Consider the following 25,367-nt stretch of genomic DNA (forward strand, 5'->3'; position numbering starts at 1 on the left):
TAAGCTCTCATTTCTGAGAGCTCATTTTTTAATAGTAAATAATTTAATTATTCTTTGATAAACTTCTTCTGAGCTGTGCCCTGAACATCATCGATATCGATAACATATACTCCATTTATCAATCCGCTTACATCAATCTTATTATTGAGGATAATTCCTCCGGAAACAAGCTGACCTGCTGCGTTGTATAGCTTATAATTAGCTTTCTTGCTAATATTTTTCACATACAATATACTGCTTACCGGATTAGGATAGATCAGAATTTCAGTCTGGTTAACAGGATTAGGTACTGCCTGCTTAGAAATTCTTACGGTATAATCTTCAACTTCTCCGTTTGCAAAACTTATACAATTCACAGGAATCGCATCTTTCTGCATGGCAACTCTCATCACAACATATTTAAAATCCGTCATGCTGATGAATGCATCCGCAGGTACACTGAACGTTCCTTTAACAGGGGTTGTTGAGTTAGGCGAAGACACAAGGATTCTTTCATTAGGATCAAATGTTCCACTTCTGTCGAAATCTATCCATACGGCAATACCTTCATTATTCGTTGTTCCTGTCCATGATTTAGCAATTGAAATCTCATTACCCGTAGATCCCTGAATCAATTCAATAAACTTGGTAGGATCTCCGGTAAAGTCTGAATAATTCTGAGCATTTGAATCATTTGACATTTGCGGTTTACCAGTAGGTTTTACCGTAACGTTTGAAATGTATTCACTCACTGAACTTCCAGACGACATCTGACAATAAATAACGGTAGGTGTTGTAAAGAAGTATGGCTGTGTATACGTACCAGGAGTACCGCTACAAATATTAGCAACCTGTAATTCGTATTTCGTCAGCTCTGTTAATCCCGTAAGAGTAAGTGTATTGGTAGCCACCGGAACCGTTGTCCAACTCGGAATACCTACTTTTCTGTATCTTAAGATATAAGTAGCTCCCGGGAATGGATCCCAAACGACAACAGCTGTTGTAGGAGTCAGGTTAGTAATGGTTAAGCCCGGAGGTGGTAATTCACATGTCCTTTCCGTAGTAAATACTTTAGGATTTGAATATGGATTGATTGTAGTCTCACCCACACACTTGTTAGCCACCTGAACCTCATAAGTAGTGTAAGGGCTTAATCCTGTCAACTGATAAGAGTTCCCTGGTGTTACCGGTACAGTTACATCTACCCACGTGGTTGTTCCCACGACTCTGTATCTTAATACATACGTTGAACTTGGCGCAATTGGTGCCCATGTTACTAATGCAGAGTTTGTTGTTACGTTACTGATTGTTACAGTAGGAGGCGTAGGATCACATCTGGTAGAGAACGTTTTAATCGCAGTAAATGTACCTGGTGTTGTACCACAGCTTGCAGCAACCTGCACCTCATAAGTAGTAGCAGGAGTTAAACCTGTTAACTGAATTGGAGGGTTACCAAGAAGAGTAGAAACGTTAATACTCGTCCACGCAGTAGATCCTAAAGGTCTGTACTGTAAAATATAGGTAAGCCCATTGGTTACACCAGTCCAGTTTACTATTGCTGAAGTATGGGTAATCGTATTAAACGCAAGATTTGTAGGTGTACCTGTTGCACATGGTCTTATTCTCACTGCATAATCTTCCACTTCACCATTCACAGCTACCTGACACATTACAGGAGAACTGGAACGTTTTAGCACCACTCTCATTGTTGTTGTAAGAGGTCCGCTGTATGCAGTAGACGGAACATTGAACAATGCATTAACAGTACTTGTTGAATTGGAAGCTACTGCCATGATTTGTTCATTTGTCTCGAATACCCCATTTCGGTTAAAGTCGATCCAGGCACTTACAGCATCACTGTTGGTTGCTCCTGCCCATCCTTTAGTTACGGCGATTTTATTTCCCGTTGAGCCAAGCTCAAGGTTAATCAACGTAGCTGGTGTAGTATAACTGATATAGTTTGTCTGTAATGAGGTATTACTCATTGGAGCAATTCCCGGATTTACAGAAGTCACTGTTACATTAGCTATATAATCATTGGTTCCTGTTCCTGTCATGTTACAATAACTGATAGCAGTCGTTGTAAATGGAATTGAAGCAGAGAAGGCACCTAATGTACCACTACATTTTGTGGCAACCTGTACCTGATATCCGGTTAATTCGGTAAGACCAGTAATCGTGTAGCTATTTCCAGGTGCAAGTACAGGATCAATTGTTGTCCATGCTCCTGTAGCCCCTAATCTCCATCTTAATACATAAGTAGCCCCCGTAGATGCTAACCAGGAAACATTAGCAGTAGTCGCAGTAATGTTGGACACTGTAATATTGCTTGGAGGAGCTGTCGTACATGGTTGAATGTCTACAAATTTAACTGCATAATCTTCTACTTCACCATTACTTGTTAAGTTCTGACATGCATTATCAATTGTATTATAGTATACGATAACACGCATTTTGACAATGTTCGTTCCTGTATATGCATTAGCAGGAACCGTGAAAGTAGCAGTCACAGGAGTAGTACTGGAATATCCAAGATTCATTACTCTCTCCGTACCATTATCAAACACGCCGTCTCCGTTATAATCAATCCATACTGATGTAGCATAAGTACTTGATAAGATCACTCTACCAATAGAAATATTATTTCCGGTAGAACCGCGAACAAATGTGATAAGTTTAGTAGGGTCAGTAGAATAATCTGTATACGTCGTTGCTCCAGAATTATTGATCATCATAATCGAATTCGTTGGAGTAACAGTTACATTATTTATATATCCGTCACCTACAGTCGCAGTACCGGAGTTACAGTAACTAACGGCCAGTGTGGTGAAATTCACAGATGTAGACCAAGGTCCCTGATTTCCTCCACAGATGGTTGCCACCTGTACTTCATAAGCAGTGGTTGCATTTAAGTTAAGGATCGTATAGGTATTTCCAGGCGCCGGAACAGGATTAACGGTTGTCCAGGCTGCTGCTGCTGTAGCCTTATATCTTAATACATAAGTAGCACCTGTAGAGTTTAACCAGGAAACCGTCGCAGTAGATGCACTAACACCTGTTACAGAAATTGGTGAAGGTGCAGCGGTAGAACATGGTTGTAGGTCTACAATTTTAACTGCATAATCTTCTACTTCACCATTAGTAACATTGACACATGGATCATTGATATTTGATGAAGAAATGATGACTCTCATTCTAAGGGTAAGCGGACCATTATACGATGTATTTGGAACCGTATATGTTGCCGTAATCGGAGTTGTAGTACTTGTTGTACTGTTGATTACCCTTTCATTGTTTTCAAAAATTCCGTTTCTGTTAAAATCGATCCATGCTCCGACAGCCAGAGACGGAGGGAATGTACTCGGTGTGATCCATGATTTGCTCACAGAAATTGCATTATTTGCAGATCCACGTACTAACGTAATCAATTTAGTTGGATCAACGGAATAATCAGTATAAGAGTTTGCTCCGGAATCATTATTCATAATATATGAATTGGTCGGAGTCATCTTAACATTTGAAATATATCCGTTAGTACTGTTACCTGTTACTGTACAGTAGTTAACCGCCGGAGTACTGAACTGAACAGGAGCTGTAAACGTTCCAGTAGTCCCGGAACAAATATATGCCACACGAACTTCGTACTGTGAAGATTCTGTTAAACCTGTAATCGTATAAGCACTGGTTGTTAATGGAACAGGTATCCATGCGGTTGCGCCAACAGCTCTGTATTCAAGTATATAGGTTGCTCCTACAGCAGGGTCCCACATTACGTAAGCTGATGTAGCCGTAATATTTGTTACGCTTAAATTCAATGGAGCATTACTTGTACAAGGTATAGGCTGAATTAATTTCACAGCATAATCTTCTACTTCTCCATAAGTAAAGTTCTGACACATCACAGAAGGAGAGCTAAAGCTTAGAGCCACTCTCATTCTTGTTGTAGAAGGTCCATTATATGCATTGGCAGGAACTGGGAATGTAGCTGTAACCGGTGTAGTTGTACTTGCCGGAGAAGTCATTACCTGTTCATTTGTTTCAAAAATTCCGTTTCGGTTAAAGTCAATCCATACATTCACAGCTTCACTATATGTACTACCCGTCCACCCTTTCGAAACAGAAATTGTATTGTTAGCAGACCCGATCACAAGATTTATCAAAGCACTTGGTGTCGTCGTGTAATCAGTATAGGTAGTTCCTAAAGAAGTATTACTCATTACGGCAGCCCCCGTAGGTGTTACTGTAACATTAGCAATATACTCATCATTAGAATTGCTTGACTGCATCTGACAGTAGTTTAGTCCCGGTGTTGTAAAGTTAACAGAGGCAGAGAAAGTACCCTGCGTTCCTGAACATACATTAGCAACCTGAACTTCGTATTGAATTCCATCCGTAAGACCTGTTAATACTGTAGTATTGGTCGTTGCATTTACTGTAATCCATGTTGTGCTTCCAACAGGACGATACTGAACAACGTAAGTTGCTCCGGCAGAAGCTGCCCAGGAAACAGTAGCCTGAGTCTGAGTAACTGCAGAAACTGTAATACCAGTCGGCGCAGCTCCAGTACATGCAGCTAAACTCGCTACTGTAGCACTGCCAATGGCATAAAATACATTTCCGATCGCACTTACTCTGATTTTCACGGTAGACCCTAATGTTAAAGCTCCAAAAGTTAAGCTTTCACTTCCATCATTAGGAGTAGATGGCGCCAAAACATTCCAGGTAACTCCATTGTCCGTAGTGTAATCTATTTTAACATTAGCAACACTATAAGGAGCAGCTGTGGTATTTACCACATCCCAGGTTACAGTGCTTGGTCCGTTATTATAAGCTGTTGCTGTTGTAACCTTAAAAGGTCCTGCACTACCTACGATAATTGTTTGTTCAGCAAACTGTGTCTGCTGTTGATTCGCAATGGGACTATTATCTCTTACTGTTACAGAGAATTTGGTTGTTCTCGCAACATTAGAAACAGATTCCCATCCATTATTCGAATTGTTAAGAACTCCGGCAAGCACAGAAGATAATTTAGGAAAATATCTTGTTGGACTTGTCGTTGGCAATACAGATCTAAAGGTTGCACCTGAAGTTGTTGTTCCTAAATTATTCTTGTTAATAGTAACGCTTGCATTATCCACTTCTTCCCAGGTATAGGTCATTGGATCATTTTCCGCATCGGTGGCAGAAGCTGTTAATACGAATGCTGTTCCTTTAGGAATATTATAAGTTGGTAATGCAGAAATCACAGGAGGATTGTTGGCAACTGTAGTTTCAACATCACAGGTTTTAGAAATTAGGTTAGCCTGTACCTGCTTGATACTGGCGATATGAAAATAATCATCTGAGTGAGGCTGAACATCGGTATTAGCTCCGGTAATTCCTGCATACCCCATAATTGTGGATCCAGAACCGGGTTCCATATTCACCCCTGTTCCTTCAAGACCGTGAGAAAATGTATGGTTTGCTCCTAACTGATGACCCATTTCATGGGCAACATAATCAATATCAAAATTATCTCCTTGTGGAATCCCATCTGCTGGCGATGTATATCCAGATCCTTTTCCTTTCGGAACTCCTGTAGTTGGATCTACGCAAACGCATCCGATACATCCTGCATTACCTCCACCTCCGGAAGCACCAAATAAATGCCCTATATCGTAATTGGCATTACCTACATTAGCCGTTAAAGTATTTTGCAATTCTAGATTCCATGCACCTCCAGCTCCTGCAGCAGCCGGAGAATAGGGGTCGGTTGCCGGGTTGGTATAAATTACACCCGGAAAGTTCTGTAAATTTAAGTGTAATGCAAAATCTTTTTCAAATACACCATTTACCCGGGTAAGCGTTGCATTAATAGCCGCCATCGCCCCAGGAACTGTTCCTCCATGAAACTGGGTATACTCTCCTGTTACAGACATTACCAATCTCATCGTTCTGTACTTCTTATCTGAAGACTTCGCAAAATTAGTGGTCTGATTGCTAAATGCAGATCCCTTCTGATAAAGTTTATTGATCTCTTCCTTATCCAAAAGACTTTCATTCATGGAGCATAGAAAACCTTCTTTGCTCTTATCAGTTTTCGGATGCACACCGTAAACTGTCTTTTCTCTATTTAGAGGTTCTACAAATTCAGCGATCCCGTTTTTGATGATCATAGACTGAAAATCATTCGGCGCTAAACTGAACCTCAGATACTTACCCGGATCATCGATTCCGACTCCGACATAAGATCCAAGTTGATACTCGTCTGCCAGTTCTTTTACAACAACCGGAAAGCTGTAAACGGCAAACCTTTCAATTTTCCCATCCATGGTTGGCAATGAAATTGTTACAGGTCGGGCATTCTTGCCCGTCTCCTGTGCATTGGCCAGTTGGGATTTTAATAAGGGAATGTCTAGAGAGTAATAGTTCTTAATTTCAGAACTTCCTCTGATTTTATCTCCTCTGAAAGATGTCGGGCTCCATTGTGCACTGGTGACCACAAACAGACAGAGAAGAAAGAAAGAAGTAAAAATTTTCTTCATAAGCTTCTCAATATATTATATTAATTACACAAATCTAATCATTTTTCATTATTAATTTGTGGCTACAATCATTTTTTTTATACAAATTTCACAATAATATATTTTATAAGTTCAAAATAAAAAAATCCCCAGGATTACCTGAGGATTTTTTATTGATAAAAATAATATCTTACTTTTTAATGAATTTGGAAGTAAATACATCTTTTCCTTTGTCATCAATTGTAATTACATAGCCACCTTTGATCAAAGCAGAAACATTAATTTTTCCACCATTGATATTCCCGCTGTCTACCAACTGACCCGCAGCACTATAAATTTTATATGCAGCTTTATCAGAAACTTTAGTAATGTTTAATACATCACTTGCCGGATTAGGATATATCTGGATACCATCATTTTTAATAGCAGTATCAGAAGTTCCTAAATTAGAAGCAATGATCACATTATAATCCTCAACTTCTCCGTTCGGGAAACCTCCACATGCAAAAGAATCTGGAATAGTAGCGCCTATACCTGCAGGATTTATCAGAACAGTAACAACTCTCATTCTTAAAGGAGTATTAGTCATAGCACTTGCAGGCACCGTAAAGTTTCCTGTCTTAACTGTAGCTCCAACCGGTAATGCTACCACAGGCATATTTAAAACTCTTTCATTAGCTTCAAAAACCCCATTCTTATTATAATCAATCCATGCAGCCATACCATTAACTGAAGCACCACTGATTGTTGTAGTAACGGAAACACTTATTGAATTCGTACTATTAGGCAACAAAGTAGGTTGTAATGCAGCATTAGTGGTAAAGTTTGAGTATGAACTTCCTACAGTAGTATTATTTACTGTTCCCAACGTTACATTGGAAATATAATTAACTTGTCCACTTGTACTTGATGAAGTACAGTAAGTTACAGCTGAAGTGGTAAAGTTTGTCGAAGCTGAATATGCACCTGGAGTTCCAGAACAAACTGCAGATATCTGCACTTCGTAAGCTGTTCCATCTGTTAATCCTGTTAATGTTACTATTGGAGAAGTAGAAGTTGTTTGTTGCCAAACAGCCTGCCCTACTTTTCTATAACGGATATTATATGTTGCATTAGCTACCGGAGTCCAGCTGATCGTTGCTCCGTTAATTGTAATATTACTTGTAGTAATTCCGGTAGGAGCCGTACCATCACAAGGAGCAAAAGCTTCAACAGTAATAGGCTTCACAGCATAGAAAATATTTCCGATAGCAGAAATTCTCAATTTAATCACCTGCCCGTTCAATGAAGTCGGGAACGTATAAGATTCTGATCCGTCATTAGGTGTTGAGGCAGAAAGCACAGTCCATGTTGTCCCGTTATTTGTTGTATAATCAATTTTAACGTTTGCTACACTGTAAGGAGCTGCTGTAGTACCTGCAACATCCCACTCTATTGGTGTAGGAGTATTGACGTTGGCATATTGTGTATTAACCTTAAATGGACCATTGTTTCCAACAACAACTGTTTGAATATTATAATCTGATTGTTGTTGAGCAGGATTAGCATTATTATCTCTTACAGTTACTGCAAAATTAGTAGTTCTGGCAACTTGTGAAACTGATTCCCAGGTATTATTGCTATTATCTAAATATCCATTTAATACAGATTCTAATTTAGGAAAATAACGGGTTGGGCTTGTCGTTGGATTCACAGATCTGAAAGTGGCACCACTACTTGTTGTCCCAAGGTTATCTTTATCTATCTCAACGGAGGCATTATCAATTTCTTCCCATGCATACGTCATAGGATCATTTTCTGCATCCGTAGCAGAAGCCGTTAATACAAATGCAGTTCCTTTAGGGATATTATAATCCGGCATATCTGCAATCACAGGAGGATTATTGGTAATTGTAGTTTCTACATCACAAGTTTTATCAATCAGGTTTTCATTAATCTGGTCAATACTTACAATATGGAAATATGGATCAGAATGCGGCTGAACATCAGTAGTAGCTCCGGTGATACCAGCATATCCCATAATGGTAGACCCTGACCCTGGCTCCATATTTGTTCCTGCACTCTCTAAAGAATGAGCAAAGGTATGAGTTGCCCCTAATTGATGTCCCATTTCGTGAGCAACAAAATCTATATCAAACGTATCCCCTGATGGCGGAGCTGCTGCACTAGGATTTACACTCCCTGTTAAAGGAGAAGTAATACCAGACCCCTTCCCATAACCCGCTACAGGATCATAAGTAGTCCCTACAGGGTTAAGGCAAACGCAACCAATACAACCAGCATTTCCTCCTCCTCCGGAAGCACCAAATAAATGTCCTATATCATAATTAGCCTGTCCAACATTAGTTGCCAGTATATCTCTAAGAGACGTATTCCATGAAGATGGAGGTTGATTGGCATTTGTAACAGTAGCATATGGATCCGACGTAGGATCGGCATAAATAAGCGCCGGATAATTTAATACATTTAAATGCAAAGCAAAATCTTTTTCAAAAACAAAGTTTACTCTTGTTATCGTAGCATTAATTTGCGCAAGAGCCTGAGGTACTCCTCCAAAATACTGGGTATACTCTCCTGTAACAGACATTGCTAATCTTAGTGTTCTATACTTCTTATCATAACTTTTATTAGTAAAGCCTAACTGACTTGATGCAGATTTGCCTTTTTTAAGCAATTCATCGATTTGCTTTACGGAAGATGGAGCTTCTGCTGTACTACATACAAATGCTTTATCTCCTGTTTTTGCTGTTTTAGGATGCACATAGTATAATCCTGTTGATTTGTCTACAGGTTCTACAAATTCATAACTCCCATTATTGAATAACATCGATTGGAAATCATTTGGAGCAACAGAAAATCGGATACTTTGTAAAGGATCATCAACTGCTGTTCCTACATATGAGCCTAATTCATATTGATCAGCAAGCTCTTTCACCACAACAGGAAAACTATAAACATTAAAGTTTTTAATCTTACCATCCAGTGTCGGAATAGAAACAACAACCGGTTTAGCATTACGCCCAGCTTCCTGCGCGTTTTTCAATTGAGATCTTAATTGGTTCAAATCCAATTTGAAATAAGATGCAACAGCCACAGCCTTTACATCACCACCTCTTTTTTTGTTATCTAGTTTAGCAGCAGCTGGCGTCCATTGTGCAACGGCAGAACCACCGACTAAACTACAAAACAAAATAGTAAGTAATTTCTTCATAAATTAATATATTTTTAAATTCACATTTAACAAAAATATAAAATATAGAAGAGATATTTTACATAAAACACAATAAATATACAGATAAACTCAATACAACTAAAAGACTAACTAATTAGTTAAAAAATAACACATTTTTTTAAGATAAAAAATCATATTAAAAAAAAAACAAAACACATCACTTTAACAACAATTAACACAAAAAACTTTTATATCACCAGGTAATCATAAAAAACCAACATCCATACAAAAACCCCTATACTGTAAAATATAGGGGTTAAATATTTTAATATAAAATTAATTAAACAAATTCAGTGATTATTATTAATAATATTCAAAATAAAAATCACCTTTCATTATTTATTTTTTTATAAACTTGAGACTTTCTGAAATAGTATTATCTTTTATTGAAATGATATAAGCTCCTTTCAACAATTCAGCTACCCTTACCTGGTTATTGGTAATTACACCGCTTTTCACAAGCTGTCCAACCGCATTATGAATCTCAAAACTTGCCTTGTTGGAAACCTTAGTAATATTCAACACATCATTCGCCGGATTAGGATAGATCTGGATCCCTTCATTTTTGACGTAAGATTCTGAAGTTCCGAGATTAGATGTTACCATCACATTGTAATCTTCAACTTCTCCATAAGAAAAAGTTCCGCAGGTATTAGCCGCCCCCAATGAAGCCCCGGCACTTGTTGAATAACGAAGGATAACCCTCATTCTTAAAGCCTGGCCTGTTACCGCAGACTGTGGAACTGTAAATGATCCGGTAACAGGAGCAGATATAGCAGCTACTGGGAAATTAAGAACCTTTTCAGAGTCTTCAAACGCTCCATTTCTGTTATAATCTATCCATGCTGCAACTGCATCAGTATCAGGATCACCTATAGTTACAGAAATCGGATAAGTACTGCCTTTAACCAAATTGATCTGTAAAGCAGGGTTAGTTGTATAGTTGGTATAAGAACTTGCCAGAGACGAATTGTTTATATTAGCAACCGTTACATTAGAAATATACTCATATGTAGAATCATTTGCAGAAGAAGTACAATATGCTAAATTTTGTGTTGTGAAGTTTGTGGATGCTGAATAAGTTCCTGTTGTACCACTACAAACAGTAGCCACCTGTACTTCATAAGCTGTACCATCTATCAAACCATTCAATGTAGTATAAGGAGTAGTTACATCCACCGATGTCCATACTGTTTCAGACACCTTCTTGTAACGAAGCTTATATGTAGCTCCAACAACTGGCTGCCACGCAACATCCGCAGAATTTGCTGTAATATTAGAAACAACAATATTAATTGGTGCCGCACTCGTACAAGGAACAAGAGTAGTAACCATGATTGATTTAACGGCATAGAAAACATTTCCTATTGCTGAAATTCTTAATTTAATAGTTTGCCCGTTCAGAGCAGAAGGTAAAGTAACGTTTTCTGAACCGTCATTTGGTGTAGTGGCAGCAAGCACTGTCCATGTAGCCCCGTTATCAGTTGTATAATCGATCTTCACATTGGCAACACTATAAGGAGCCGCAGTCGTATTGGCAGCATCCCATTCTAAAGATGAAGCTCCGCCACCATTAAGATACAAAGTATTAACCTTAAACGGACCGGTATTACCCACGATAATCGTTTGATCGGCGTATTGCGTCTGCTGCTGATTAGCCGCAGGGTTATTATCTCTTACCGTTACTGTAAATTTCGTTGTTCTTGGCACCATGGAAACAGATTCCCATTGGTTATTTGAGTTATTAAGAACCCCTGATAATACCGAGGATAATTTAGGGAAATATCTTGTAGGACTTGTCGTAGGAACTACAGATCTGAATGAAGCTCCGGTAGTAGTAGTCCCCAGATTATTCTTATTAATGGTAACACTTGCATTATCCATTTCTTCCCAGGTATATGTTAAGGGATCATTTTCAGCATCTGTAGCAGAAGCTGTTAAAACGAATGCTGTCCCTTTAGGAATATTATATGTAGGTAAAGCTGCAATTACTGGAGGGTTGTTAGCAACCGTAGTTTCCACATCACAGGTTTTAGCTATTAAATTAGCCTGCACCTGTTTGATTGTGGCAATATGAAAATATGCATCAGAATGAGGCTGAACATCAGTATTCGGACCTGTAATCCCGGCATACCCCATAATAGTAGTCCCTGAACCTGGTTCTACATTGACACCCGTTCCTTCAAGACCGTGCGAGAATGTATGATTTCCACCTAACTGATGACCCATTTCGTGAGCAACATAATCAATATCAAAAGAATCTCCCTGCGGAACATTATTAGCAGGTGAAGTAATTCCGGAACCTTTACCTTCCGGTTCTGCCGTTGTAGGATCTATACAAACACATCCTATACATCCTGCATTTCCTCCTCCTCCGGAAGCACCAAATAAGTGTCCGATATCATAATTAGCATTTCCTACCACCGAAGTCAGTGTATTTTGAAGCTGTAAATTCCAGTTCCCCATCTGAGCTGCAGGAGAATATGGGTCTGTTGCAGGATCTGCATAGATAAGAACAGGATAACTTAATACATTTAAATGCAAAGCAAAATCTTTTTCAAAAACACCATTTACCCTTGTCATTGTTGCATTAATCTGGGCAAGCGCCTGAGGAACCCCTCCGAAATACTGAGTATATTCTCCGGTCACAGACATAGCCAATCTCATCGTTCTGTATTTCTTATCAGAAGATTTAGAGAATGAAGTAGGCTGATGGGCAAAGGATTTCCCTTCCTTCAACAATTCTTTAATCTGTTGCTGAGAAACAGCACTTTCTTTTGTTGAACAAACAAAAGCTCCCTCTTTTTTTGTTTTCGGATGTACACCATATACTGTTTTATCAGCATTTACAGCATCAATGAATTCATATTGCCCATCCTGTATAATCATCGCCTGAAAATCATTAGGAGCCACAGAAAATCTTAAATATTTACCCGGATCATCCATGCTTACCCCAACATAAGACCCCAGCTGGTATTGCTCTGCAAATTCTTTTGTCATTACAGGGAAACTATACACCGCAAATCTTTCGATCTTTCCTTTCAAAGTAGGCAGTAAAATCTCTACCGGTTTAGAATTAGCACCCATTTCCTGAGCACCTCTAAGTTGTGTTTTAATTTTCTCGAGATCCAGCTTATAGTAATTTCTCACATTAGTGGATTCAAGTTTGTCACTTCTTTCAAATTTAGTTGGAGTCCATTGCGCAAAAGCTGAAACCCCAATTAAACTACAAAATAAAGTAGAAAATAGTTTTTTCATAAATTAATATCTTTTTAAAAATTTGGTTAAACAAAAATATGAAACCAATACATATTTATACTACAAAACATCAATAAAATCAAAAAAATTATTTATACTTATAAACTATTAAATGAAAATATCAGGATATTATTGAATTTTTAATAAACCATTCAACCCATAATAAAATCAGTCCTATAAAGCAATTGGAAATCATAATTCACAAAAGCAATTGTTAAATTATAAGTAAAAAAAATACCTCAGTAAACTGAGGTATTTTCTATTGTTCTATTGAATCTATTTTTTAATAAACTTAATGCTTTCTGAAATAGCATTATCTTTTATTGAAATGACATACGCCCCTTTCACCAATTCAGCTACTCTTATCTGATTGTTGGTTATAGTACCACTCTTTACAAGTTGCCCAACAGCATTATGAATTTCAAAATTGGCCTTATTGGAAACTTTAGTAATGTTCAATACATCATTTACCGGATTAGGATACACTTGAATTCCACTGTTTTTAATGTTAGATTCTGATGTTCCCAGTACCTGTACTTTTAAAGATCTGCTTTGCGTTGAAGCAAAATGAGATCCGGAAAGAAGGGTTGTTCCTGATAAAGACTTAATATTGTAATATCCTCCATACGGATAGAATCCATCACCAAATTCATCATTAACTGTTAATGTATAACACTCATCAGGACTTAAGGTCCAGTTAAATGTCTTCAGGGCAGGAAGAGCTCCCGTTGATGAATCAGTATAAGGACCTCCACTCTCCACAGTAGCCCCTGAGCTATTCTTTAAAGTCCAGCTTGTTTCAGAACCATATTGATCCAACTGAAGATTAAATACAACATTAGCGTCAGCTCTCACTACAGCTCCCAGATAATTTACTGTGATATTACTGTTAGATGCTCTTTGATCCGTAGTACCATTTACTGATGTTACATTGATATTCATTTGACCACCTAATACATTAGCATCCATTGGTAGTGTAATTATCTGGTATTTATCCTGAGCAAGATTTCCCGACCAGTTGTATGTTTTCGAATTACCATTTACAGAGTAAGTAATTACCGCAGATGTTAATGGGCTTGTTCCTCTATTATATAAAGATATTTTTGGATTTTGAGCTGCTGTAGTAGCACAGGTTGCTGTAGCACATTCTCTTTCAAGCTTTACTTCTGCATCATTTGGAAATAAAGGAATTGGCTGATCTGCAATTGAAGTCTTCAGCTCCATTCTTCTTGGAGAATTATTCATTACGGCAGTAATTCTATCTTTTTGATTGATTGTAAAGATATTCATACAGGTATCATTCGTATAATCCATATAGTTCTGAACCATTTCGAATACAGAAGGATTGGTACAACTTGCGATTGCAGGATTACAAGTATAATTGGATGTATGAGCTGTAGGAGTATCTGCACAGAAATCATCACCACAATTTGCATCCCCCCAGATATGTCTTAGACCTAAGAAATGCCCTACTTCATGTGTCATCGTTCTCCCTTTATCATAAGGAGCCCCAAGAAGGAATGTATTATTTACATTATAATCGCTGCTTCCAAATGTTGCATAATTAGCCACAACACCATCTGAATAAGCTTCACCTCCCTGTACATTCAAGCCAGGTAGTCCTGACGAAGAAGGGAACTGCGCATATCCTAACAAGGTATTATCACTAAATTTCACACTCCACATATTCATGTATTTGGTAGGATCCCAAATAGTTGCAGGCTTTACAAAAGTTTCGATATCAGCTCTTGCCCATGAAGCCTGACATAAGTTAATTCTATCAATACCATTCGTAGGATTTCCATTTGGATCTACCTTAGCCAAAGCAAACTGGATTTGCACGTCTGCCCCCACTGCATTATTATTAAAACCAGGAGTTCCCGCAAGTCTACGGTAATCGTTATTCATTACGGTAATTTGAGAAATAACCTGCTCATCAACTATATTAGGAGCAACTCCCAGATTCTGACCATTATGGATAACATGCACCACAACAGGAATTGTAATGATATTACCATTTTGGGATTTATTAGCTTTAGCATTTTGAACCAATGGAGCCAACCATGCTTCAAATTGGTCAGCATTCATTCTGCCAGGGAATTTTGCCTGCAAATAGTTCTCATACTCTACTGTAGAGCATCTTTCAAAACCATGCGATTGTGTAAGTTCTTCAGAAGATTTGCTTACAAAGTCTGCTTTCTTTTTAACAGCTCCATTTTTGCTCTGAGCGCTTAAAGCAACCGTAGCAAATAGAGGTAATAAAAAAAGAAATTTCAAAGTAGTAGATTTTTTCATTCTATAAATTTCTATAAGATTCGCAAATATATCAGTTTAGATTAATATATTTAACTATATTTAAATAAATAAAACAAAAAAATACAAAATGAAAAACATTATCATATTATTGTTCTCAATAACAACAACTATTTTTGGAAGTTGTCACTCTCAAAAAAGCACAGAAAACAAGCATGTTATAAAGAATAATCAGAAAAATGATCTGGAAAAAATTGAATTAACAGAGCAAACCCGAGGTACCGATAGAAAAATAACTTTTACCTCAGATTCTATAGTAACATATCTGAATGGAGAATCAAAGATCACAAAATCAAATGATACTCAATGGACAAGTATTGTAAAACAAACCAGTTCATTGAATCTGGATAAACTATCTTCCTATACCGCTCCAACAACAGGTCGCTTTTCGGATAGTGCTTTATCTTCAGTAATCATTATTACCTATAAGGGGAAAATATATCAATCTTCCGGATTCGATGCCGGAGCACCTCCAAAAGAACTGGAAACTCTTTACCTGCTGCTAAAAAAATAAACCTGAAGAAAACTTCAGGTTCAGATATTTTTAAAATTTATAGGCTATATTCCAGGAGAATCCCATATTGAATTTGGAAGAACTCCTTCCAAATCCAGGGACAATCATGGGCTGTATATCGTCCTGTTTGGTTGTAAATACCATATATTTAGGCTGGAGGTTGACATCAATATAAAAATTGGATTCAAATAACTGTACTCTTCCTCCTATCACTCCTTCAAGCCAATAAGAAGATTGGGTAGAAGACGGAAAAGCTACAGAAGAATTACTACCTCCAAACCCCCGCACAGGCACAGCCATATACTCCTGAGTATAAAATGATCCTGCTGCCTTTCCTCCGGCATAAAAACCATTAAATTCATTCTCCGGATCCTGGGCTAACATGTAAAAAGCTCCCAGCTTAACAAATGGCCCATTCACTTTAGCGTCATATCCGTTTTTCTGGTATACATTTTTTTCAAAACCAGCTTCTGCAATTGCATGTACATTTCCGTTTATTTTGGAAGATATAAAACCTTGGTAGAGTTTTCTATCCGAAAAAAAGGCACTCCCAGTATTGAGAAGATCCAAACCAACCATAAAATTTGGTTCATATTTCCATTTTTCTTTTTTTTCCACAGGCTTTTTTTGCTGAGCAAATCCAAGCAGGCTTATGCTAAAAAAGAAGGTAAAGATTAGTTTTGTCTTCATTCTCTATATTATTTTGTCCTATTTCAACTTTCTTTACCGGATTGCTCGGTGTTGGTGAATCAGAGTTCAGGTTTTCATATGTTTTTTTCAATCCACATCCGGGAGATACATATGTAGATTTAGTGGTATAACTTATCCTTACCTTTGACTCAGTCCCTTTGTCCGCTAACCGGAAATATACGTCTGTATAAGGGGAGTCGTCAACCCTTAATGGAATGAGTCTTGAACTTATTTTTTGCTGTTTTCCCAACTGCACTTTTCCGTTTCCATAATCTACGGCTACGTAAAGAGAGTCTAATGTTATGATTTTGTCATTATCTGCATTTTTAAAAGCAATTTTAATTCGTGGCGTACCTTCACCACTCTCACAGATATCATCATCTCCGCCACAGGAGCAAAGCATTCCCAACATCAGGGTTAATAAGAGAAATTTAAAATATTTCATAATAATATTTAAACTCAAATTTAGGTAAATTATTTCTTTATCAGCAATGCAATATTCTCCACATGGTGGGTTTGCGGAAACATATCCACAGGTAATATCTTAACAACCTGATATTGATCTTTCATCAACGCAAGATCTCTTGCCTGGGTAGCTGAATTACAGCTTACATAAACCACTTTTTCAGGGGAAAGCTTTAATATTTGTTCTACCACTTTCTGATGCATTCCGTCTCTCGGAGGATCAGTAATCAACACATCCGCCTTTGGATGATTTTCGAGAAATTCATCATTAAAGACATTCTTCATATCCCCACAATAGAATGTACAATTCGTAAGACCATTGAGTTCAGCATGTTCAATAGCTGCATCAATAGCCTCCTGAACAGATTCTATACCTATCACCTGCTTCGCCTTTCTGGCCACATACTGTGCAATAGTACCTGTTCCCGTATAGAGATCATAAACTACTTCATCTCCTTTCAGATCTGCAAATTCCAATGTCTTTCTATATAACTCTAATGCCTGCTTATAGTTGGTTTGAAAAAAAGATTTAGGCCCGATTTTAAATTTCAGTCCATCCATCTCTTCCATTAAAAATCCTTCCCCGGAGTAAACATTAATATCCAAATCGTAAATCGAATCATTTTGTTTTGGATTAATTGCATACACCAATGTTTTGATCTGTGGAAACTGACCCAATAAAAATTCAAAAAGCTTCTCTCTGTTTTCAGTTTCTTCCCTGTATAACTGAAACAAGACCATCCATTCTCCCTGGGAATTCTGCCTCATCATCAGAGTTCTTAAAAAACCTTCCTGATTTTTTACATCAAAAAAGTCCAAACCATTTTCAACAGCATAATTTTTTACGGCTAAACGAATTGCATTGGACGGGTCTTCTTGAAGAAAACATTCTTTCAGGTCTAAAATCTTGCTCCACATTCCCGGAATATGAAATCCTAAAGCATCTTTATTTCCAAAATTTTCTTCGGAACTGATTTCGTACTGAGTAAGCCATCTTGCATTGGAAAAAGAAAACTCCATTTTATTTCTATAATAATATTGCTCTTCAGCACCCAGAATTGGCAACGTTTCAAAGTTCTCAATTCCTCCTATTCTCTTAATATTATTATATACCTCTTCCTGTTTAAAATCCAGTTGCTTTTCATAGCTCATATTTTGCCACTTGCATCCTCCACAAGTACCAAAATGAATACACTTTGGATCTACTCTGTACGGAGAACTTTCCACAACTTCTACAGCCTCTGCTTCGTAATACTTAGACTTCGATTTCTTCACCCTTGCATTTACCACATCTCCCGGAATAGCTCCTGAAACCAATACCGTTTTGCCTTCCTCCGTTCTACCTATGGCAACTCCTTTTGCTCCGGCTGCTATTAATCTTATATTTTCAAGAATAATATTCTTCTTCTTTTTCATCCGTAATTTCTATTTTTTCTATCTGTTCTAATGTAACCTTACGGTTTCATTTTGCAAAAATACAATAAAAAAAACCTTATCCTAGGACAAGGTTTTTCATGTATGTTAAAGTTTACTATTTTGTTGGAGCCGGTTGAGGATTCGCAGGTTGCGGATTTACTTGCTGAGCAGAAGGATCAGCTCCCAAACCAGGTTGTAATTGTACATTCGGATTAACTTTTGGCGCAGAAAGTCCGGTTAATTTATCCAGTATCGTTACCAATTCAGGCTCTCCAAGATTTACAAAAGATCTGCTGGCAATTTTACCGTCTTTATCAATAATTACAAAACAAGGTAACTTGAATCCATAAACACCGTATTTTTTAGCAATATCAGAGTTCAGTCCCCCATCACCATAAACATTCGTTCCCGGAATTCCTTTCAATAAAGAATTGCTTGTTTTTACAAACTGATCTTTTGTATCGTCAACATTTACAAATACAAAATTCATTTTTGATTTATAGAAATTAACAACTTCTTTTAGTACCGGTACAGCAGCCTCACTGATGTATGGATTCCATGAAGCATAGAAAAACAGCATATAAGGTTTTCCTTTATTTTCAGAAAGCTTATAGGATTTTCCATCTTGCTTTATTAAAGTAGCATCTGGCGCTACTTCTCCGATTTTAACCCCATTTACAGCTATCTGAATCTTATTAAGGTCGTTTTTAATGGTTGCGTCTTTGATATCCTCATCAATAATCTTCTTGATTTTATCCGTCACCTTTGCCGGTGATCCAGGATGGATATCAGACTGAGCCATAACAAATGCTAATAGATAGTCTTTCGTGGTTTGAGAAATATCCTTTTTTGTTTTTAAATACTGGGCAAATAATTCAGAAGTAGTGATGTCTGTTTTATTTTTGCTGTTGGCTTCAGCATATTTTTGAAAATCAGGACTCATTTTAGCCAATAAGTATTGTCTGTAGTAAGGATTCTCCTTTATCATAACATCCTTATTTTCCTGAAGTTTATTTTCATAATCAGTGAAAGTCTTACTGGCTTTAAAAGATGGATTTCCAGGCGTTTGACCTTGTCTCATTTCATACTGATTGATGATGGACAACAAAGTGCTAGAAAGATCATTCTTTTTCCAATTCACTACCTCGCTGTCAGGACTGAATTTTTTAACGTTTTCTTCAATATTATTATTGATATCCTTTTCAACTTTCTGAATTCCCTGAAGAAACCCCTTTTCATCTTTCATCATCAGCTCATTCATATTAACTGTTTGAGCGTAATTGGTAAGATATTTTTGAGTTGCCGTGAAGAAATCATTATTCTTTTTTGCATCACCTGTAATTACATAATCATTCGGAAAATTCATTCCGCTACCTGAAATGTTAAGTGTTTGCCCTCCTTTTAGATATACCAGATTTTGTTTTCCGGCGTAGGAAATAAGATACATCCCGTTTTTTGGAGCCTCAAAACTCCCTGAGAATGTTCCGTCATTTTTCACTCCAATGTTTGCCAACGGTAATGTAGCAACTCCTGAAGCTTCAATGAACTCTATTCTCTCCAATGGAGATCCACCTGTGATTTTTCCTTTTACTTCAACTTTTTTAGAGCAAGACATTACAAATATTGCAATGATAAACAATAAAAGATATTTTTTCATTTTGATTTTTATAATTAAACAAAAATAGGTTTTTCAGTATTACTAAATACAATTTAATAGTACTTTTTATGAAAGATTTAACTAAAAAAATCGCCATCCTATAAGGAGACGATTTTTTCTATTTACTTTAGCTGGTGTTATCCTTTATCTACCAGTGCTGCCATATATTCTCTGTTCATTCTTGCAATGTTTTCCAGAGAAATTCCTTTAGGACATTCTACTTCACAAGCACCTGTATTTGAACAGTTACCAAATCCTTCTTCATCCATAGCCTGCACCATGTTAAGAACTCTTCTTTTCGCCTCAACTCTACCCTGAGGAAGTAAGGCAAACTGAGAAACTTTAGCTCCAACAAATAACATCGCAGAACCATTTTTACATGTAGCAACACAAGCTCCGCAACCAATACATGCTGCAGCATCCATTGCTTTGTCAGCATCATCCTTAGGAACAAGGATTGCATTAGCATCCAATGTGTTTCCTGAAGTATTCACAGAAATGAATCCACCTGCAGCCATTACTCTGTCAAATGCACTTCTGTCTACCATTAAGTCTTTAATTACCGGGAAAGCGGCACTTCTCCATGGCTCAATAACGATTGTTTCACCGTCTTTGAACATTCTCATGTGAAGCTGGCAAGTTGTGATACCTGTATCAGGTCCATGCGCTCTACCATTGATATAAAGAGAACACATTCCGCAGATTCCTTCACGGCAATCGTGATCGAATGCGATCGGTTCTTTTCCTTCGTTAATTAAATTTTCATTAAGGATATCCAACATTTCTAAGAATGAAGAATCTGTTGATACATCCGATATTTTATAGGTCTCAAACTGACCTTTGGTTTTATTATTTTTTTGTCTCCAAATTTTCAGCGTAAGATGTAAGCCTTTTTTTGCACTCATAATTTTATATTTATAGGTTGGAGATTATTTGTAGCTTCTAGTTTTAACCTCAATGTTTTCATATATCAGGTCTTCTTTATGCAGAATTTCATTATTGATATCTGCTCCCTGATATTCCCAGGCTCCAACGTATTTGTAGTGTACGTCATCTCTTTCAGCCTCTCCATCCGGAGTTGAGTGATCTTCACGGAAATGTCCTCCACAAGATTCGTTTCTGTGTAATGCATCGATAGCCATTAACTGTCCAAGCTCTAAGAAATCAGCTACTCTGAAAGCTTTTTCAAGCTCAGTATTCATTCCTTCTCCTTCTCCCGGAACTTTTACATTTTTCCAGAAATCGTTTCTTACTTCTTCAATTTCTTTTATCGCTTCTCTTAAACCTTCAGGAGTCCTTCCCATTCCTACTTTGTTCCACATAATGTTTCCAAGTTGCTTGTGGAAATGGTCTACAGAGTGGGTTCCTTTATTATTTAAGAAGAAATCTATTTTCTCTTTAATCCCTTTTTCAGCTTCTTCAAATGCTCCTGTATTCGTAGGAATAGCTCCTGTTCTGATATCAGCAGAAAGATAATCTGCAATGGTATAAGGAAGAACGAAATATCCGTCCGCAAGACCTTGCATTAATGCTGATGCTCCAAGTCTGTTTGCTCCGTGATCAGAGAAGTTAGCCTCACCAATTACGAAACATCCAGGAATTGTTGACTGAAGATTATAATCTACCCAGATTCCCCCCATTGTATAGTGTACCGCAGGATAAATTTTCATCGGTGTCTTATAAGGATCATCTGCGGTAATTTTTTCGTACATAACGAATAGGTTACCGTATTTTTCCTCCACCCATTTTTTTCCTAAATCATAAAGCTGCTGATCTGTAGGATTATGAATATGCTTTTCAATTGCTGCTTCTCTACCTTTTTTCATGATCTCTGTAGAGAAATCAAGATAAACACCTTCTTTGGTATCATTATTTTCGATTCCATAACCAGCATCACATCTTTCTTTAGCAGCTCTAGAAGCAACGTCTCTAGGTACTAAGTTACCAAATGCAGGATATCTTCTTTCTAAATAATAATCTCTGTCTTCTTCTTTTATATTTTCAGGTCTTAATTTACCTTCTCTGATTGCAACAGAATCCTCTATCTTTTTAGGAACCCAGATTCTTCCTGAGTTTCTCAAAGATTCGGACATCAAAGTTAATTTAGACTGTTGTGTTCCATGAACAGGAATACACGTCGGGTGAATCTGTACATAACAAGGATTTGCGAAATACGCTCCTTTCTTATGAATTTTCCATGCTGCGGAAACGTTTGAACCCATTGCATTAGTGGAAAGGAAATAAACATTTCCGTATCCTCCAGATGCAATAACCACTGCGTGAGCAGAATGTCTTTCAATTTCTCCGGTAACAAGGTTTCTGGCAATAATACCTCTGGCTTTTCCGTCTACAATAACAAGGTCCAGCATCTCATGACGGTTGTACATTTTGATTCTACCTTTACCGATCTGACGGCTCATTGCAGAATAAGCACCTAACAATAACTGTTGTCCCGTTTGCCCTTTTGCATAAAATGTTCTTTTTACCTGAACACCACCAAATGAGCGGTTATCTAACTGGCCACCGTAATCTCTCCCGAAAGGTACTCCTTGAGAAACACACTGGTCAATGATATTGGCAGATACTTCAGCCAATCTGTATACATTAGCCTCTCTTGCTCTGTAGTCACCACCTTTAATAGTGTCATAGAATAATCTATAGGTAGAGTCACCATCACCCTGGTAATTCTTAGCTGCGTTAATACCTCCCTGCGCTGCAATAGAGTGTGCTCTTCTTGGAGAATCCTGGTAGCAGAATGCCTTTACATTATATCCCTGTTCTGCTAAAGTAGCAGCTGCAGAACCTCCGGCCAAACCAGTACCTACAACAATAATATCAATCTTATCTCTGTTGTTTGGTGCAACAAGGTTCATATGGTCTTTATGATGCTTCCATTTATCCTTAAGAGGACCTGCTGGAATTTTTGAATCTAATTTACTCATACTAGTATAGTGATATTATTGAGTTATAAAATGATAAATCGCGATGAAAATAAATCCAAAAGGAATAAGGATTGAATACCATGTTCCTATCGCTTTAATTACCGGAGTATATTTTGGATGTCTTGCTCCAATTGACTGAAAAGAAGATTGGAATCCGTGAGCAAGGTGTAGTCCCAATAAAACAAATGAGATTACATATAAAGCTACTCTCCAGATATCTGCAAATTTTTCATGCAATTCCGGCCAGAAACGCTCTGCATCAGGTGCAAGCACTTCTACGTACTTATAATTGATTTCGTGAATCCAGAAATCATAAAAGTGAAGCGCTAAAAAAGCTAATATAACAGCTCCGGAGATGATCATGTTTCTGGACATCCATGTAGAATTCGCAGAAGCATTGTTGGAATCATATTTAATCGGACGCGCTTTATTATTCTTAACTTCCAAAACAAATCCCATAATAAAATGGAAAAGTACTGCGAAACCAAGAATAGGTTGCATTAAGAATTGAACAAAAGGATTATACCCCATAAAATCGGACGCTGTATTGAATGCATCTCGATTTATAACAGATAATAAATTTGTTGTTAAATGCAGTATAAGAAAAATCAGCAAAAACATAGCTGATAATGCCATAGCATATTTTCTACCTATTGTAGAACTCGTTAAACCTGCCATATTAAGTTTAAATTTGAATTTCTACAAAATTAGGAAATGTTAACAATACTGAAAAGTGAGAAATCTCACTATTAGCCAGTTTGTAATCTTTCTAAATAAGATTGTAAAAGCTTAATAAATAAGCGAAAATCAGAGAATGACAAGCATCAATTTATCTCATAAATCTTACCCCTGTAAATAATCTTTTTCCTGGTTACGGCCAGACTTTTTAATTCAGCACTTTTTATTCTTCGTGAAGTACAATAAGGATTAATAATATATTTAATAATTTTCTCCCTGTCAGTGGAGTCTGATATCCAAAACAAGGCTTTATTGCCATATTTAATTGAAAGCACTTTATTTTTTCCTGAATCGTGTATTAAAACCTCATCCTTTTGATTTTCTACAATCGTAAAGATAGCTCTTGCAATAAAAAACAAAAGAATAAAACAAATCAGTATCATCCTGTTTTCAAAATTGAATTTCAGTATAACAAACCTCAACCAATAGACAGACACAGATAAAATAAAGACTTCAACAAGATTCATCGAAATATTTTCAAAAAAAAGAGTATTAAAATCAGCAAACCAACGGATACTTGTAAGCAGTCCGTTAATCATGATATCATATCCTTGGTTGATCAAATTAAAATCTATATTAAATGCAGCTAAAGCTGCAATAACAAAAGAGTATATAATAATAAGCTCTGAAAAGGGAATCACGATGAAATTAGCAACAATGGAAATAAATGAAAACTGATGAAAGTAGTATAAAACTAAAGGAATTGTTGCAAGCTGAGCAGAAACAGAAACAGATATCGTATTGAAAAGCAATTTTTTAAAATAGCTATCCTGCTTTGGAAAGCATTTTAACAATGGCTGATTCAACCAGAATATTCCTATGACAGCTATAAAGCTTAATTGAAATCCAATGGTAAATAACTGTTGGGAATCCATAAATAAAATGATAAAAGCGGACAAAGCTACAGAATGCAGTACATCTGGTTTTCTCTGGAGTAAAACATAGATAAAATAAACAGTAAGCATAATACATGCCCGCAGAACAGAATTTCCAAATCCAATAAACAAAGCAAACATCCATATAAATATTAAACTTAGTATTACTGTATATTTCCTGAATTTCAAAGGAAGGATCATTCTGAAAATAAAATAGAACAGACCAAAAACCACCATTATATGCGTTCCCGAAATGGCAAGAAAATGCACCAATCCTGATTTGCTGAAATCCTGTATTACCGCTGAATCCATTTCCGTTCGATCAGCAAGGATAATTCCCTTTAAAAACTCCCTGTTTTTAGGAGAGATATTTATTCCGTCAATTTTTTGCAAAACTTCAAGCCTTCTCTGCCGAATAGATTCCTTTAAACTCATATCGTTTCTGGCAACGGATAACAGTTCTCCCGATAGGTACATCTGGTACCTTATATTTTTGCGATTAAGGTAACCGGAATAATTAAATTGAAAATCATATACAGGAGGTTTCAATTCCTGAATAAAAACCCAGCCTTTATAATAGTAATCAAAGTTAAGCTGATGAACATTCTTAGGAATAAATAAAATTGACTTGATGTTTTTTCCTTCTGCCTGAGCAATAACCTCATATTTCTTGTATTTTTCAGTTGAGTTTAGCTTTCTGACTATTTTAAATGTTACAAGTTCCCTTGATTTCATTACATCAGAATTCAAAGGAAACGTATTCAATGAATGTAAAATAATGCCAA

At 37.0% G+C, this 25,367-nt stretch carries 13 protein-coding genes; 1 reads left to right on the forward strand and 12 read right to left on the reverse strand.

Annotated elements, in window-relative coordinates:
• Positions 1-47: 47 nt before the first annotated feature.
• The 4 genes from PFY10_10855 to PFY10_10870 all read right to left on the reverse strand — a co-directional run bounded on the left by PFY10_10855 (position 48) and on the right by PFY10_10870 (position 15,267).
• The gene (locus tag PFY10_10855; GenBank protein WBV54747.1) at positions 48-6,503 is read right to left on the reverse strand and encodes a GEVED domain-containing protein; all 6,456 of its coding nucleotides are present in this window, start codon (positions 6,501-6,503) and stop codon (positions 48-50) included.
• Between the two features lie 169 nt (positions 6,504-6,672).
• Complete coding sequence (locus PFY10_10860; GenBank protein WBV54748.1) at positions 6,673-9,693, reverse strand: M12 family metallo-peptidase; 3,021 nt, start codon at positions 9,691-9,693, stop codon at positions 6,673-6,675.
• A 360-nt stretch (positions 9,694-10,053) separates the two neighbouring features.
• The gene (locus PFY10_10865; protein ID WBV54749.1) at positions 10,054-12,972 is read right to left on the reverse strand and encodes a M12 family metallo-peptidase; all 2,919 of its coding nucleotides are present in this window, start codon (positions 12,970-12,972) and stop codon (positions 10,054-10,056) included.
• A gap of 276 nt (positions 12,973-13,248) precedes the next feature.
• The gene (locus tag PFY10_10870) at positions 13,249-15,267 is read right to left on the reverse strand and encodes a M43 family zinc metalloprotease (protein ID WBV54750.1); all 2,019 of its coding nucleotides are present in this window, start codon (positions 15,265-15,267) and stop codon (positions 13,249-13,251) included.
• Positions 15,268-15,355: 88 nt separating this feature from the next.
• Between PFY10_10870 and PFY10_10875 the strand changes: the two genes are divergently transcribed.
• Positions 15,356-15,799 (forward strand): hypothetical protein, encoded by a 444-nt coding sequence (locus tag PFY10_10875; protein WBV54751.1) that lies wholly within the window; start codon positions 15,356-15,358, stop codon positions 15,797-15,799.
• A gap of 30 nt (positions 15,800-15,829) precedes the next feature.
• Here PFY10_10875 and PFY10_10880 read toward each other — a convergent pair whose 3' ends face one another.
• The 8 genes from PFY10_10880 to PFY10_10915 form a co-directional block, all read right to left on the reverse strand.
• Complete coding sequence (locus PFY10_10880) at positions 15,830-16,489, reverse strand: DUF6048 family protein (GenBank protein ID WBV54752.1); 660 nt, start codon at positions 16,487-16,489, stop codon at positions 15,830-15,832.
• The gene (locus tag PFY10_10885; protein WBV54753.1) at positions 16,455-16,934 is read right to left on the reverse strand and encodes a DUF6452 family protein; all 480 of its coding nucleotides are present in this window, start codon (positions 16,932-16,934) and stop codon (positions 16,455-16,457) included. The genes PFY10_10880 and PFY10_10885 overlap by 35 nt, the downstream gene beginning before the upstream one ends.
• A gap of 29 nt (positions 16,935-16,963) precedes the next feature.
• Complete coding sequence (rlmD, locus tag PFY10_10890; protein ID WBV54754.1) at positions 16,964-18,370, reverse strand: 23S rRNA (uracil(1939)-C(5))-methyltransferase RlmD; 1,407 nt, start codon at positions 18,368-18,370, stop codon at positions 16,964-16,966.
• A 115-nt stretch (positions 18,371-18,485) separates the two neighbouring features.
• The gene (locus PFY10_10895; protein WBV54755.1) at positions 18,486-20,027 is read right to left on the reverse strand and encodes a TlpA disulfide reductase family protein; all 1,542 of its coding nucleotides are present in this window, start codon (positions 20,025-20,027) and stop codon (positions 18,486-18,488) included.
• A gap of 137 nt (positions 20,028-20,164) precedes the next feature.
• Positions 20,165-20,932 carry a succinate dehydrogenase/fumarate reductase iron-sulfur subunit gene (locus tag PFY10_10900; GenBank protein ID WBV54756.1) on the reverse strand — a complete coding sequence of 256 codons (768 nt, stop codon included), beginning with the start codon at positions 20,930-20,932 and terminating at the stop codon, positions 20,165-20,167.
• A gap of 24 nt (positions 20,933-20,956) precedes the next feature.
• The gene (locus tag PFY10_10905) at positions 20,957-22,969 is read right to left on the reverse strand and encodes a fumarate reductase/succinate dehydrogenase flavoprotein subunit (GenBank protein WBV54757.1); all 2,013 of its coding nucleotides are present in this window, start codon (positions 22,967-22,969) and stop codon (positions 20,957-20,959) included.
• 15 nt (positions 22,970-22,984) lie between these two features.
• Complete coding sequence (locus PFY10_10910) at positions 22,985-23,647, reverse strand: succinate dehydrogenase cytochrome b subunit (protein WBV54758.1); 663 nt, start codon at positions 23,645-23,647, stop codon at positions 22,985-22,987.
• 146 nt (positions 23,648-23,793) lie between these two features.
• Positions 23,794-25,317, reverse strand: a complete 1,524-nt coding sequence (locus tag PFY10_10915; protein WBV54759.1) for a ComEC/Rec2 family competence protein — start codon at positions 25,315-25,317, stop codon at positions 23,794-23,796.
• Positions 25,318-25,367: the final 50 nt, after the last annotated feature.

The sequence above is a fragment of the Chryseobacterium daecheongense genome, assembly GCA_027920525.1.
GTDB classification, from domain to species: Bacteria; Bacteroidota; Bacteroidia; order Flavobacteriales; family Weeksellaceae; genus Chryseobacterium; species Chryseobacterium proteolyticum.